The sequence below is a fragment of the Paenibacillus amylolyticus genome (assembly GCF_051136285.1).
GTDB lineage: Bacteria > Bacillota > Bacilli > Paenibacillales > Paenibacillaceae > Paenibacillus > Paenibacillus amylolyticus_F.
In genome coordinates this window covers 3,335,279-3,349,346 of the sequence record NZ_CP194938.1, presented here as the reverse complement: position 1 = coordinate 3,349,346, position 14,068 = coordinate 3,335,279, and the positions used below count along the sequence as shown (strand labels likewise).

Annotated in this window: 14 protein-coding genes; 11 read left to right on the top strand and 3 right to left on the bottom strand. The window is 45.7% G+C overall.

The window, feature by feature from the left end; genetic code table 11:
* Positions 1-103: 103 nt before the first annotated feature.
* Complete coding sequence (locus ACR8BL_RS14620) at positions 104-985, bottom strand: permease prefix domain 1-containing protein (protein WP_434748346.1); 882 nt, start codon at positions 983-985, stop codon at positions 104-106.
* On the bottom strand, positions 951-1,319 hold the full coding sequence (locus tag ACR8BL_RS14615; protein ID WP_434748345.1) for a PadR family transcriptional regulator: 369 nt from the start codon (positions 1,317-1,319) through the stop codon (positions 951-953). Before ACR8BL_RS14615 ends, ACR8BL_RS14620 begins: the two co-directional genes overlap by 35 nt.
* 243 nt (positions 1,320-1,562) lie before the next feature.
* Here ACR8BL_RS14615 and ACR8BL_RS14610 point away from each other — a divergent pair, with 243 nt between their 5' ends.
* From ACR8BL_RS14610 to ACR8BL_RS14600, 3 genes are all read left to right on the top strand, one after another.
* On the top strand, positions 1,563-2,324 hold the full coding sequence (locus ACR8BL_RS14610) for a hypothetical protein (protein WP_434748344.1): 762 nt from the start codon (positions 1,563-1,565) through the stop codon (positions 2,322-2,324).
* 11 nt (positions 2,325-2,335) lie between these two features.
* Positions 2,336-3,043: an ATP-binding cassette domain-containing protein gene (locus tag ACR8BL_RS14605; protein ID WP_434748343.1), complete on the top strand. Its 708-nt coding sequence runs from the start codon at positions 2,336-2,338 to the stop codon at positions 3,041-3,043.
* A 359-nt stretch (positions 3,044-3,402) separates the two neighbouring features.
* The gene (locus ACR8BL_RS14600; protein ID WP_434748342.1) at positions 3,403-3,672 is read left to right on the top strand and encodes a hypothetical protein; all 270 of its coding nucleotides are present in this window, start codon (positions 3,403-3,405) and stop codon (positions 3,670-3,672) included.
* Between the two features lie 374 nt (positions 3,673-4,046).
* On the opposite strand, the gene ACR8BL_RS14595 is transcribed toward ACR8BL_RS14600, so the two are convergent.
* Positions 4,047-4,163: a putative holin-like toxin gene (locus ACR8BL_RS14595; RefSeq protein ID WP_222592206.1), complete on the bottom strand. Its 117-nt coding sequence runs from the start codon at positions 4,161-4,163 to the stop codon at positions 4,047-4,049.
* Between the two features lie 511 nt (positions 4,164-4,674).
* Here ACR8BL_RS14595 and ACR8BL_RS14590 point away from each other — a divergent pair.
* The 8 genes from ACR8BL_RS14590 to ACR8BL_RS14555 all read left to right on the top strand — a co-directional run bounded on the left by ACR8BL_RS14590 (position 4,675) and on the right by ACR8BL_RS14555 (position 13,736).
* Positions 4,675-4,860, top strand: a complete 186-nt coding sequence (locus tag ACR8BL_RS14590) for an aspartyl-phosphate phosphatase Spo0E family protein (RefSeq protein ID WP_342553902.1) — start codon at positions 4,675-4,677, stop codon at positions 4,858-4,860.
* Positions 4,861-5,162: 302 nt separating this feature from the next.
* On the top strand, positions 5,163-7,097 hold the full coding sequence (locus tag ACR8BL_RS14585; protein ID WP_434748341.1) for a sensor histidine kinase: 1,935 nt from the start codon (positions 5,163-5,165) through the stop codon (positions 7,095-7,097).
* A 5-nt stretch (positions 7,098-7,102) separates the two neighbouring features.
* Entirely contained in the window at positions 7,103-7,879 is a 777-nt protein-coding gene (locus tag ACR8BL_RS14580; protein ID WP_434748340.1) for a response regulator transcription factor, read from the top strand.
* 241 nt (positions 7,880-8,120) lie between these two features.
* Complete coding sequence (locus tag ACR8BL_RS14575) at positions 8,121-9,416, top strand: ABC transporter substrate-binding protein (RefSeq protein WP_434748339.1); 1,296 nt, start codon at positions 8,121-8,123, stop codon at positions 9,414-9,416.
* 47 nt (positions 9,417-9,463) lie between these two features.
* Positions 9,464-10,474 carry a hypothetical protein gene (locus ACR8BL_RS14570; RefSeq protein ID WP_434748338.1) on the top strand — a complete coding sequence of 337 codons (1,011 nt, stop codon included), beginning with the start codon at positions 9,464-9,466 and terminating at the stop codon, positions 10,472-10,474.
* A gap of 77 nt (positions 10,475-10,551) precedes the next feature.
* A complete protein-coding gene (locus ACR8BL_RS14565) occupies positions 10,552-11,385 on the top strand; it encodes a carbohydrate ABC transporter permease (protein ID WP_434753129.1) in 834 nt (277 codons plus the stop codon).
* The gene (locus tag ACR8BL_RS14560; RefSeq protein ID WP_434753128.1) at positions 11,378-12,223 is read left to right on the top strand and encodes a carbohydrate ABC transporter permease; all 846 of its coding nucleotides are present in this window, start codon (positions 11,378-11,380) and stop codon (positions 12,221-12,223) included. Before ACR8BL_RS14565 ends, ACR8BL_RS14560 begins: the two co-directional genes overlap by 8 nt.
* 157 nt (positions 12,224-12,380) lie before the next feature.
* Complete coding sequence (locus ACR8BL_RS14555) at positions 12,381-13,736, top strand: FAD-dependent oxidoreductase (RefSeq protein WP_434748337.1); 1,356 nt, start codon at positions 12,381-12,383, stop codon at positions 13,734-13,736.
* The last annotated feature ends 332 nt before the right edge of the window (positions 13,737-14,068 follow it).

Here is a 14,068-nt window from a genome sequence, read left to right as displayed (position 1 = left end):
AATTCATCTCAAATAGTGAAGATCGATATATACATGGAAAATAAGCCAGCTCTTATAATTACAAGCGGCTTATTTTTTATTCAATCTCATTTGTCATTCCAACTCATCCAGCCTGAAGCTTAGATTTAAAGATCAGCTTTTTCAATGCACTTAAAGTGAAAAGCAATACAAGAAACATACCTAATTTCACACCGATATCGGAAAGACGTTGAATGTTGCCAGCGGTGAAAACGTTGTATCCATTGGTGACAGATGAACTAAAATGATCCCCAAAGAACAGATAATATGATCCGAAAATGACCATATGAGAAACTGTATACAAGATAGAGAAGGCGAAGGGCATCAAAGCGATGTAGATATTTTTGCTAATAACAAACAATATGAGTGTTTGAACAGCTAGGATCAGACCACCAATAAGCATGAAACTATTGCGCCCTGAAAAATCATAAGCGCCGCTGAAAAATAAATTCTCAAAAAGCGTAAATGAATCGAGGCCACCAAACATGTTTATAAAAAGGCCCAGATATGTCTGCAAATATCCTAATCCAAATAAAATGGGAACGGACAATAGACACCAACGATCAGTGTTTTTGCGAGTCAGCAGTAAGGCACTGCTCAAGGCACATAGAGTAATAAAGACTACAGGGAAAAGTTCGATCACTCTGTTATGAGCATCGTAATAATGAAGCACTAATCCTGCGAACAGGGAGCTAAAATATAGGATTAAGTTCATGATTATAAACTGTAGGATCAGTTTACTTGATAGACCGTAAGTCTCTTGAGTCAATTGAGTTCTTATGCTGATCGGATCGCCAAATGACTGTATAGCTTTTGTGGTAGCTTGTTCTTCAGTGCATCCCTCATTAACATGATGCTCTTTGGAGGAGTGTAAATGAGTAGCCATTTCTTCGGCTAAATCGCTACGCTCTCGTTTAGATAAGAATGAATTCTTAAAAACTTGGTCTAAATAGGATTGAATGTCCATTCGCCGTTCCTCCTAAAAAAATATTAATGATATGTGTATTTTGTTCCCATGAGGTTTTGATTGCTTTCAGGCGAAGCTGTCCTTCTTCTGTTATCCTGTAATATTTTCGTCTAGGCCCACCTTCTTGTTCACCCCAGTAGCCTTCAATGTAAGAATTGGCCTCCAACCTCTTTAATGCAGGATACAGCGTACCCTCCTTGAGCAGAAATGCTCCATCGGTGACTTGATTAATATATTGAGATATCTCATACCCGTATGCATCCCTTTGACTCAGAATCGAGAGCACAATACCATCGATATATCCTTTGATCATTTCATTCTTCAACTTATACACCACCTACTATGTAATTCTATGTAGTTAAATTAACATATATTTGAAAATGGTTCAAGAAGATAGAGCAATCTTTGGGCTCTATATTGTATGAATTCATCTTTTTGATAGAAGTTGACTGTATCTAATAACATTTCTGATAGAAATACTATAAAATATTTAGAAAAATATCATATAATTGGAATATATTTATCTGCGTTAACTTTCAATACAGCATGTAACAATGGATAAATTGGAGGTTGTTTTTTGAAAATAACTCGTGAATACTTCCGGCTGTTTACTAAAATGATGTTAAGCAACAAAGTAGCATTCGTATGGTATTTGTTATTTCCCCTCATTGCTTTTTTTATCTTTAATTATCAATGGTTTACTCAGGGGCCTGAGATCAATGAATTTTACATTCAGACCAGTGTATTTGTTTCATATATTATTTTTGTCATGTCCATCGATGTGACGACCAAACTGATCTCTTTAAGGGAGAGCGGTTTTTTCAAAATGTTCAAATTTATCTCGGGTAGTAAATATCCTATTATCTGGGGAAAAGCTCTGAACCAGATTGGTTTTCTGTTCTTGACCATTCTTCTGTTCTCGCTAGTATCGGGAGTGATATTCCTGAATAGCTTTGGACAGGTTGCTTTGTTTCTCGCCGTGTCTTTAACAAGCTGTATATTGGGATCTATAATGGTCATTTTATTAACGCTTATCCTCATGCTTCTTCCGGTAAGGCAGGAGTCGCTGAATGCGGTGATCAGTATGAGCTTACTTGTCATGTTTTTTCTATCAGCAAAGGGACTGGCGTATTCAACAGAGTATGGTCTACTTCTGGTGTTCATCAACCCTATGGAATACGTAAGAAATCTAACTTTTTTACTAGCAGAATGGTTTATGGATAGCCCGTTCCCACATTTGAGTCTGATCAACATGAGCTTCATCACACTTTGTTATGTTACCTGCGGACTTATCGCACTCAAGTTTGTGAAAGTCATATCCAGAACACATCGGACATAGCAGGAGGATCTATGATTAAAATTGAAGATTTGAACTTTTCTTATCCCAAAGCCTCTCGTCAAAATCTGGATCATTTACATGTGGAGTTTCCCGAACAAACCGTGAATATGATCATTGGCAAAAATGGTTCCGGCAAAACGACATTATTTGATCTGATCGCGAATGTGATTAAACGTCCGCCAGAAATACAAGGTATTCCTGATGAGAAGGAGATTATCTACCAGCTGCAGGGTTTGTTATTTCCTTTAACCTTGAAGGCTAAGGATCTCTTTCGTTTTTTCCTGTATTCCGATCACTCCAACCGTATTGAAGTGAACAACGAACCTTATACAGATGAAGCTATGAGTCCAGCTGAGATTGAATTGGTACAGCGTGTATGGCATATGGAATTTGGACAACTATCTGTTGGGGAGAGGCGTTATCTGTGTATTTTGGCTATCACATTAATGAAGAGGAAATTGTACATCTTCGACGAGCCACTAGCGGGAATCGATCCGGAGATGCGTTATCATATTTTAAAAAGGATTGAAAAGCTGGCACTCCATAATGAGTGCACTGTACTGGTCTCGAACCATCACTTGCAGGATATTGCAAATATCCAATGTGTTCTGCATTTTATTCATCAAGGTAAAATCATCTTTAGCGGATCATATGAGACATTTATTGAAATGGGAGATGGAGTGAATCCTGACTTGGCGTTTTTGGAGCAGGTGAAGTAGGGAGAGGTGTTACTCCATTTTCAAAAACGAAGTTACTCATCTTTAATTTGAACCGAGGGTGGAGAGGGGAAAAGCTATTTTTTATTTTCACATCCTAGAGAAGGCAGAATGTAACGCTTTTCTAAAGAATTATTTTTACAATATTATGCAAAACATAATATGTTATAAAAAGCACTTGTAGTCATTAGCAAAATATATAGCTTACTCATATTAATGGTACTTATGAATGTAAAGAACCAACGGAGTTATACTTTTACTGGCAAGATACCATTGGTTAATGACTAGACTTAATTTCACAATTTCGGTAATTTGATAACGTATACAATAGCGATACTATATTACTAAAGGAGAATTTAAATTTGAAAAGTAAAATGAATTTCTTAGTTCCCCTTATCTGTTCTATTGTATTATTTGTTATTGGATTTCAGTTTATTGCTCAAAGTACTGATTGGGGTATGGACAAAGCTATGTTGGTCTTTGCAGAATACCAAAATGTAAAGTCTGATACCTTTGATATCTTTGGTAGTTTCATAAACTCAGAGATTTGGTCATATAAAATTGAAGGAATATTATTGATATTTTTAGGGATGTTAATGTTGTATTTAGCAAATTCATTACGAAATAATTAAGACAGGGCTGTCCCATAAGTCATAAAATTGGCTAGGGACAGTCCTGTTTTCTAAATTGTAGCAGTAAAAAATGGTTCCGGCAAAACGACATTATTTGATCTGATCGCTAATGTGATTAAACGTCCGCTAGAAATACAAGGTATCCCTGATGAGAAGGAAATTATCTACATGCTTATACCACTTCCCTTTTACTCAAAAACGAGCGACAATAATTACCAGTAAAGAGTTAACTTGTGCAACAAAATGTGCTAAACTGGAGATAATAAAAAAAGAGCAAGGATGCGCTAACATCCCTACTCTTTACAACAGCCGCTTCTAAGGGCGGTGGCTGTGCATAGGTAGCTGAAATAGACCATTACCTTAGCTGGGGCGGTCTATTTCTTTTTGTTTTGATTATTTAAGGCAATGACAATAGTTACAATCAGTCCAATCAAGGTTACAATAAACCCCGCAAAACTGATCATCAACGTCAATACCGTTTCAATCGCCACAGGCATCACCTCCTTTGCAGGAGACTAGCCGACCACCCATATTAGCCATTCTGTTGATAGGAATATTATACCATACAAGCTATTTATGTTGGATATCATCGCGGCAATTAGAAATTATCTGGTTGATATGACTAATGATTGCATTCGACATCAATGGGTTTCATTCATCAAGGTAAAATCACCTTTAGCGGATCATATGAGACATTTATAAAAATGGGTGATGGGGTGAATCCTGACTTGGCGTTTCTGAATCAAGTAGGAACAAAAACATAAGGATCATCTAAATCATAGTTTGTGATTTCTAGTGAAGATGGATGGATCACGATATGTAGATATAACAAAAGATCGTGCATCCATATGTTGTAGGTGTTTTTGAGTAATGGGCATTTTTAAAAATACTAAACTTATGAAATTAAACCCCTGCAAGCAAACATTAAATTTTGCAAAGGAACAAAATATGAATTTTTTGGCAATCTATCCTATTATGTTATACAAAGAGGGGGTGTATGCTGTGAGTGAACCGTTGCAAATCAAAGATCGAATTGAACATGATAGGCAGAAGTTACGTCGGTTGGCGGAGAATCATGGCATGCAGGATAACAAAGTCCTCGAGCAGTCCATGGTTTTGGATGAGCTAATCAATGAATATTATCGTTTCCAATATAAACATATGATGAAGAGACAACCGATTGCTTAATGCAGTCGGTTTTTTGATGTGACCAAAAAGAAGCCGACTGCAAAATTGCATTCGGCTTATTAATGTTTTCCGAAAGATAAATCGCACTCCCCCAACTTACCCCCATAATAGCCCTCCATCCACTTCCTCTTCAAATTTCCTACTAAATCCATAGCTTACAGGATCGTCGCGACATCTCTAAACTGAATATGATGACCTCAATTCACCTGGAATGGATGCATCTGTTTGCTCCAACGGATGGAACCATTTCATTGAACAACAGCGAGGTCTCATACAATGAAACGAAGGAGGGGGACAAGTGAATGGCAGAAAGGACGATGAACTGTATCCGGGTAATTTGTTCGATCTGTTCTAGTTGTCTTAGATGTGCTTTTCAATCCTTGCGTGATTTCCGTTCAATCCGAAAAAGCATAAACCTGCGCTCCAAGCTGCTAGTGCTTTTTCTGGCATTGACGCTCTTGCCGCTTAGCTTGCAGGGGGTGATGAGCTACGCTCATTTTTCACAGACGCTGGATCGGAAGACAGAGCAATTCACCATTGATATGGTGCGGCAGATCAACACAAATCTGAACCGAATGCTCAAGGATTTTGAGCGGTTGTCGCTCTTGCCGCTCTATGACGAGACCGTCCTTGGCATCCTGAGGAAGTACGATGGTTCGATGGGTTCAGGGACGTGGGCCAAGTCGGATGATTATCAGAAAATGAAGCTGTATACGTCAGCTCAAGCCTATGATCGGCCAGAGATTCGAGGCATTCATCTGATCAGCAATAGCGGCATTCTGTTCTCCAATCTGGACTCCCTTGCGCTTAGGCCTGTCTGGGACGGTAGCCAAGAGAAATGGTTTTCCGAGCTGAGGGGCACCGAAGGCATATGGCACTTGCTTCCTCAACATGTTCCCGGCTACTACGTAAGTGGTCAGGAAGCGGAATACATCACCGTAGGCAGAGAGCTGCGTGATCCAGGGACGCTCCAGCGGCTGGGGTACATTTTGATCGATATCCGGCTGGAGGCCTTTGGACAACTGCTGTCCAACCTGAATTTTGAGCAAAAAGCAAGTCTGATGATCGTGGATAGCCAGCAACGTCTTATTTTTGAAAAAACGTCTACAGACGGGTTGTCCGCTTATGCTCCTTTGTTATCCCATGGAAAGCTTCAGGATTATGCAAACAATCAGAAGATAGAACTGGATGGACGTTCCTACCTCCATGTAAGGCATCATTCAGAATATTCGGGGTTGTCTGTGATCAGCCTGACGCCAATTACGGTCATTCAAAAGGAGTCGGGGGAGATGCTGACCTTTACGATGGGACTTGCCCTTCTCTGTATGGCGGCTGTAGCGATCCTCGCCGTACTCGTATCGTATAGGGTCACACGTCCGCTTATACGTCTAAAACATCATATGATTCGGGTGGAGCAGGGTGATTTCAGCCAGCGGGTTACTCAATACAGCAGTGATGAACTGGGGCAGATCAGCAGGGGATTTAACCGCATGATGGAGGAGATCCATCGTCTGTTCCATGAGGTGTATATGCTAGAAATTCAGGAACGGGAAGCAGAACTGTCGGCGCTACAGAGCCAGATGAACCCTCATTTTATATACAACACACTGGAGTCGATCAACATGATGGCTGTCCGTGAGAGACATACCGAGGTATCTGCCATGGTAACAGCACTTGGCAGGCTACTGCGATACACCATTGATAAGGCAGATCGCATGGTGACGCTGAGGGAAGAGCTGGCGTTTGTCGATTCTTACGTACGAATTCAGCAAGTACGTTACAACGGTGAACTGGAGATGATTTATGACATGGATGAAGAAGTCAACGACTGTCTTGTTCCCAAACTGATCCTGCAACCGCTGGTGGAAAATGCGATCTGCCATGGGATCGAAGGACGGCTAGCAGGCAGCGGCACGGGAGGTATGATCTGGGTATCTGCCGTTTTATTCGATCAGGAACTGCTCATCAGTGTTCGGGATAACGGCAAAGGAATGGAACAGGAGGAGCTGGATCGGTTAAATGCTTCTATCTCTGGACAGACCGTTTCTGGACAAAACGTGCACCCACCCGCTAATCCCATATTGCATCGTCATGCCGGGGAGAGTCTGGGGCTGCACAATATCGCTCAAAGGCTGTATCTGGTGTATGGAAAAGACAGCGGACTAAGTGTGGATGGCAGTCCCGGGCAAGGGCTGGTTGTTACCTTATCCATTCACCTTCAACGGAAAGGGGGTTGATACGCATGTATAAAGTGCTGCTTGTGGAGGATGAAACGGTGATTCGTCAGGGATTACGAGAGTTGATTGTACAGGCATCCCCTCAGTTTCAGGTGGTGGGGGAAGCGGCAAGCGGAGCCGAAGCATTGGAGGTACTGCGCTGTGAAGTGCCGGATGTATTAATTACGGATATCCGTATGCGCGAGATGGATGGATTGACGTTGGTTTCATTAGCGAGAGAGATGTACCCTGATCTGCTGATGCTTATCATCAGCGGATACGGGGAGTTCGAATATGCACGCAGGGCGATGGAACACGGGGTATTAAGTTTTCTTTTGAAGCCAATCGAACGTCATGAATTGGTGAAATGTCTGCAAAAAATGCAATCGTTGCTGGACCGCAGATCCGGCCGCTCCACACTTCCTGTTTCAGAACCTACTGGCGTAGCAGAGCTGGATCACGGGGAACCACGGAAAATTATTCGCAGCGTGAAAGAGTACATCCACCAGCATCCCGATGGTGATCTGCGGCTCCAGACGGTTGCTTCACTGGTCAATCTGAACCCGACGTATCTGAGCCAGCTGTTCAAAACCGAGACGGGCATCAACTATTCCGAATATATTGCGGAGGCACGAATGGAGCGGGCCAAATGGCTGCTGGTCAACACCGGACTCAAAATCTATGACGTTGCCCGGTTATCCGGGTATCAGAGTCCGAAACATTTCATGTTGGTTTTTAAACAGCAGATGGGGTGTACGGCTGGGGAGTATCGTGATGGATATGGTGTGCAGCGTGGGGAGTGACAAACAGAGAGTAAAGGTAAGAAATTAGCACTAGTGCAATGCCTCTTGGTTTGGAGCGTTTGAAAGAGCAAAGCATAGAGAGCATTTAGACGAGTGCTGTATGAGGACAGGGCTAGGAGCCACGAGAAAACCTCTTTAAAAACCGTACCATTTCTGCAACTGACGTGATTTAGGGGTGAGCAGTGCTTTCGATATACTGGGGTGGCACAGGAATACGATAACGTCCACAAGGGGGATTTCCATGAAAAAAGCAGGACTGATGCTGATTCTCGCACTTATGATCACAGCTTTAATTGGATGCACAAGTACCAATACGGGCGGGAATTCTAGCGCCTCTGGCGGAGAGAAAGACAAGGTAGAGCTGAAGTTCATGATGTGGGGTAATCAGGCACACATTGATGTGTACAACAAGCTGATTGATGGCTTTACCAAAGAAAATCCGGGCATCAAGGTGACGATGGAATCGGTCCCGTTTGCCGATTATCAGCAGAAAATATCGGTGCTTGCTGCTGGCGGCTCGCTCCCTGATCTGGCCTGGGTATCGGAACGTATGATACCGCAGTTCAAGTCCAATCACATCCTGGCCGACGTGTCGGCGTTCAAGGATGATGCACAATTTAAGCTGGACGATTACATTCCCAGCACGCTGGATCTCTTCCGTGAGGGAGATCAACTGTTAGGCTTGCCGTTTTCCACACCGCCTGTGGTGATGTTTTATAATCAAACGCTCTTCGACAAGGCTGGGCTGACCGATCCGAATACGCTGGCTGCCAAAGGCGAGTGGACGTGGGAGCAGTTCGAGGCTTCTGCCAAAGCGATAACCAGCAAGGATGCGGCGAATCGCATCTATGGGGCTAACTTTTTTCGAGACTGGAAGACCTGGGCAGTGTTATCTTCGTACTCCTGGTCTAACGGAAGCGGGCCGTTCAACGAAGATATGACAGCGTTTACCTGGAATGATGAGTACGGAGTACAGACCTTTGCCATGCTGGAGCGCATGATGTTTACCGACGAATCTCACCCGAAAGCGGGCGAGCAGGTGAGCTTTGATGCAGGCAATGTGGGCATGTTCTTCGATAACTACAGCTATGTGTCCAAAGCAAGGGAGATCAAGGATTTTGGATGGAGTATTGCACCTATGCCGTCCGGCTCACAGGGCAGCGTACCGATGTTGGGGCAGGCAGGCTATGCGATGTTTAAGGATAGCAAACATCCGGAGGAAACGAAGAAATTGCTGAAGTATTTTGCCAGTGAACAGGGAACGCAAGCAACCGCGACGTATTTTGTGCCTGCGCGTACTTCGGTGCTGAACTCCGACGCCTTCATCCAGCAGCCGAACAACCCGAGCAAAGAGCATATCGTGCAGGCGGTCATTGATGAAATGCCAAAAGCGCGACTGATTCCAGGACATATCCGCTGGCAGGATATTGATAACGCGGTACTGCAAGGGTTTGACCGTTTATTCGCCCGTACAGCTTCGCCAGAGGATAATTTGAAACAAATGCAGACCGAAGTGCAGCACATATTGCAGCCCTGAAGAGAGACAGAGTGTGAAAGAGTGAGAGAAGTGAGGGGATGAACCAGGTGAAAGACATGAAGAAGGGTCAGCAGACGGAGCAGATGCAGCAGCGGTCGCAGAGGACGGAACAGACACAGGAGTCACAACAGATGCAGCATTCTCAGAGTTGGCAGAACCCGCAGAACTCCCAGAACCCGCAACATTCACATCAAGTCGGTCAACTTTGGGCTAAGCAGCATGTGCAAAAGACAGGTCAACTGCAGGCTATGCTGGAGCAAAAATCGCTGTCGCTCATCGTCAGTCTGCCCGGGAATGATCTCGCACTGGCCCGGGCGGCATGGGAGGAAGGGGCGGATGCTCTGAAGGTGCACTATAATGTGGGCCATCGCGCAAGCGGCAACCATTTTGGTTCGCTGGATGAATACACCGAGGTATTTCGGGCAATCCGCTCGGAGTTCGGTGGTCCGTTCGGCGTTGTGCCATCCGGCAGTATTGAAGGGACACGCAGAGAAGATGTGGAGCGTTTGGCGGGTATAGGCTTTGATTTTTACTCCATCTATGCACATCATCTACCTTCTTTTATGCTGCAAGACCATGGGCTGGAATCTACGTTCGCGATTAACAACGCGTATGATGCGGCTCTGGTGGCATCCGCTGCACACTTCGGTTTTACTGCACTGGAGGCTTCGATTGTACCCGGCAAAGAATACGGCACCCCGCTCAGCTTCGCGGACGTGCTTCATTATCGGCAGCTGGTCTTGAAGGCCGGGGTACCGGTATTGGTTCCTTCCCAGCGCAAGCTGGTGCCGGAGGATGTTCCCGTGCTTCACCATAGCGGCATCAAGGCCATTATGCTGGGGGCAATCGTTACAGGCAAAACGGAGGATGAACTACGTAGAGCGGTGAGTAGCTTCCGCAATGCAATAGATCGTCTGGGACAAAAGGAGCCTTTGGGGTCGGAACAATTTGCATCAGAATCGTGTGTTGATGGACATTCTGACCCTGCCACTCCTGCCACTCCTTCCGTTCTCACGAAACTTTCGGATGGTTCGGGTTCAGGGAGGGATAGCTCGTGAGCCGATCCAAAAAGCGGAGACGCGGAGGGCCGCTCGCCAGGGAAGCGCAGATTGCTGGCTGGTTGTTTATTTCACCGATGGTGCTGGGCTTTACTTTGCTACTTCTGTTCCCGATGGGGCTTGCGTTTTATATGAGCCTGACGGATTGGCCGCTGCTCGGGGATCACCATTATATCGGACTGGACAATTACCGGGATATTATGACGGACGCCATGTTTTGGGAAGTGCTTGGCAATACGGTTTACTTTACGGCAGGTCTGGTGCCGCTGAATATCGTACTCGCTTTGCTGCTCGCCCTGCTCTTATCCAAAAGCATTCGAGGGATCGGCCTTTTTAGAACGGCCATTTTTGTCCCGGTTATGACATCATTAATTGTCTGGGCCATCGTGTGGAAGTTGATGTATGCAACAGAGTCGGGGTTAATCAATCAGCTGTTGCTGATGATGGGTATTAAAGGCCCTGCTTGGCTATATGATCCGAACCTGGCAATGCCTGCGGTCATTGTGACGAGTGTGCTGAAAAATGTCGGTCTGAACATGGTGCTGTTCATTGCAGCACTTCAGCAAGTCCCGCGTTCCCTGTACGAAGCGGCGACACTGGATGGCGCAGGCAGAAGGGCTTCTTTTTTCAACGTCACCCTGCCTATGATCACGCCGACCGTATTTCTGACCGTAGTGATGACCGTCATCGGGTCGCTCAAAGTATTTGGACAGATCTATGTCATGACCCAAGGCGGGCCGAGCAACAGCACGAAAGTTCTGGTCTATTACATCTGGGAAAAAGCATTTAAGCTGTTTCAGTTCGGCTATGCATCGTCCCTTGCGTATGTGCTGTTCCTGATTGTGCTGATTCTGACGCTGCTGCAATGGCAGCTCCGAAAGAGGTGGGTGTTTGGTGAAGGCGATGCCTAGGTTGACAGGCCGGAGATTCGGGGCTGCTGTTGGCACCTATTTGATACTGACGTTAGTTTCGCTGATCATGATTGTTCCGTTGATCTGGATGGTCTCGACATCCCTCAAGGAACCGCAGAGCATATTTACCTATCCGCCGCAGTGGATACCGGACAGCTTGCAATTTCAGAATTATATCGATGTGTTTCGATTGATTCCGTTTCACCGTTTTTACGGGAATAGTGTGTATATCTCTGCGTTGGTGGTGCTTGGCACGGTGTTTTTTGCTTCGCTTGCGGGGTATGCTTTTGCCAAGATTCCGTTTAAGGGACGGAATGTGGTCTTTCTCATTTTACTGAGCGCGATGATGATTCCACATGAAGTCACAGCGATTCCGATGTTTCTGTTTATGCGGCAGCTGGGGTGGATTGATACGCAACTTCCGCTAATTTTACTGCCGATCTTTGGTGCGGGGGGTGTGTTCGGCATCTTTGTAATGAGGCAGTTTTTTATTACTGTGCCCACCGAGCTGGAGGAAGCGGCAATGATTGATGGCTGTAGCCGATTTCGGATTTATTGGCAGATTATGCTTCCCCTTGCCAAGCCGGGCATGACGACTCTGACTATTTTTACATTTGTGACGAGCTGGAATGAGTTCTTTGATCCGTTGATTTTTATTAATTCAAGAGAGCTAATGACGTTGCCGCTGGGGTTGTCCCTGTTCACGGATGAGGTAGGCACAGCCTGGCAGTATTTGATGAGTGCAACCGTGATGGCGACGGTGCCTCTATTGATCGTCTTTTTCCTGGCGCAGCGGCGTTTCATTGAGGGTGTGGCGATGACGGGATTGAAGGAGTAGTTAGGATCGGAAGTTCAGGGTCATAGAAGGATCAGGTCACAACTGCGAGAGCGGGATGAGCGAGAGGACAGGGTGAGAGCAAGGTAGGTAGAGTAGAGGGATGTAGTACATGTTTGATTGGAAGGGCAGCTCATCACATGGAAGGGGAAGGTGACATATGGGTGAACGGCAGTATGTGAAAAGAGAAACGGCAGATGTTGTGATTGTCGGGGGCGGCCCCGCAGGGATCGCAGCCGCTATCGCAGCAGGGCGGCAGGGTGTTCGCGTCGTGTTGGTGGAACGTTACGGATTTGTTGGCGGCATGTCAACGGCCGCTATGGTCTACCCGTGGATGACGTTTCATACCGAACTGGGCGAGCAAGTTATTCGAGGGATTGCACAGGAGATTGTGGATCGTTTGCAAGCATGCGGCGGTTCGCCGGGACATCTGCGGGATACGGTTGGTTTTGTGCATAGTGTGACACCTTATGATTCGGCGGTCTATCAGGTGGTTGCGGCAGAGATGTTGAAGGAGGCGGGTGTCCGGCTGTTATTACACAGCTTCGTGGATGGTGTTGTTACGGTGGATGACCGAGTGGAAGCTGTGCGAGTTACAAACAAATCGGGTCAGCTGGAGATTCAGGCAGATGTATTTGTCGATGCGAGTGGTGATGCAGATGTGGCTTATCTGGCTGGTGCCGCTATAGCGAAAGGGCGGGAAGAGGACAATCAGTCTCAGCCCATGACAATGAAATTTCGTATGCGCGGCGTAGACCTTGGGCGTGTGAGGCAGTACATGCAGGAGCATCCGGAAGATTTTTATGAGAAAACGCCTTTTGCCGAGCTTGATACCCTTCCATTAACGGGCGTGAGCGGCTTTTACTCTCACTGGAAGAAAGCGGCGGTACCTGTGCAACGTGATCAGGTGTTGTTTTTTACCGGACCAGCAGAAGATGAAGTATTGATTAACTGCACTCGGGTGCAGGGGCTTGATGCTACCAATGCTGCGGATTTGACCGAAGCCGAACAGGAAGGACGGAAGCAGGTGCTAATGATCGCCGAGTTTCTGCGGAATGATGTTCCGGGCTTCGAACGAGCTTCCATCTCGGCTGTAGCGCCACAGATTGGTATTCGTGAATCCAGACGTGTGATCGGGCATTATGCGCTGACTCAGGAGGATGTAGTTATAGGGCGGAAATTCGAGGATGTGGTCGCCAGAAGCGGTTATCCTATCGATATTCACGATCCCTCCGGACAAGGCGTGACAGCCGCTTTTATTCGAGGTGACGGTGCATATGATATTCCCTATCGTTGTCTCATCTCGCTTAATATGAGTAATCTGCTGGTTGCCGGGCGCTGTATCTCCACGAAACATGAGGCTCATGCCTCTACCAGGCTAACCCCAAGCTGTATGGCAACTGGAGAGGCTGCGGGAACAGCGGCGGCTATGGCAGTAAAGCTGAAACTTGTGCCTGCGAAGCTACCTGTATCACTATTGCAGGCGGAGTTGCGCCAAAATGGTGCAGCAATTTGAGTGGAAAAGGGAAGACGGGATTCAACTTGGGTTAGAATGTGTGTGGCTAAAAACCTTTGAAGCTAGGCTAATCTACTCTCATAAGACATTAGTGAAGGTGGAATAAATCGGTAAAGAGGCCGAAGATTAGCGTAACCGCACAGTGGTGAAATTCTAACGATCACTAGAAGCCTTATTCGGGCAAAAAAGTAGTCATAAAAATTCTAACGATCCCCAGTGACGCTATTTTGCCGAGATTGCTCCGAATGGCATGGAAAATGATCTGAATCAGCAAAATAAGCTTCCTATGGATCGTTAGAATTGAAAATACCTCAAAAATGGCTAAATAAGCT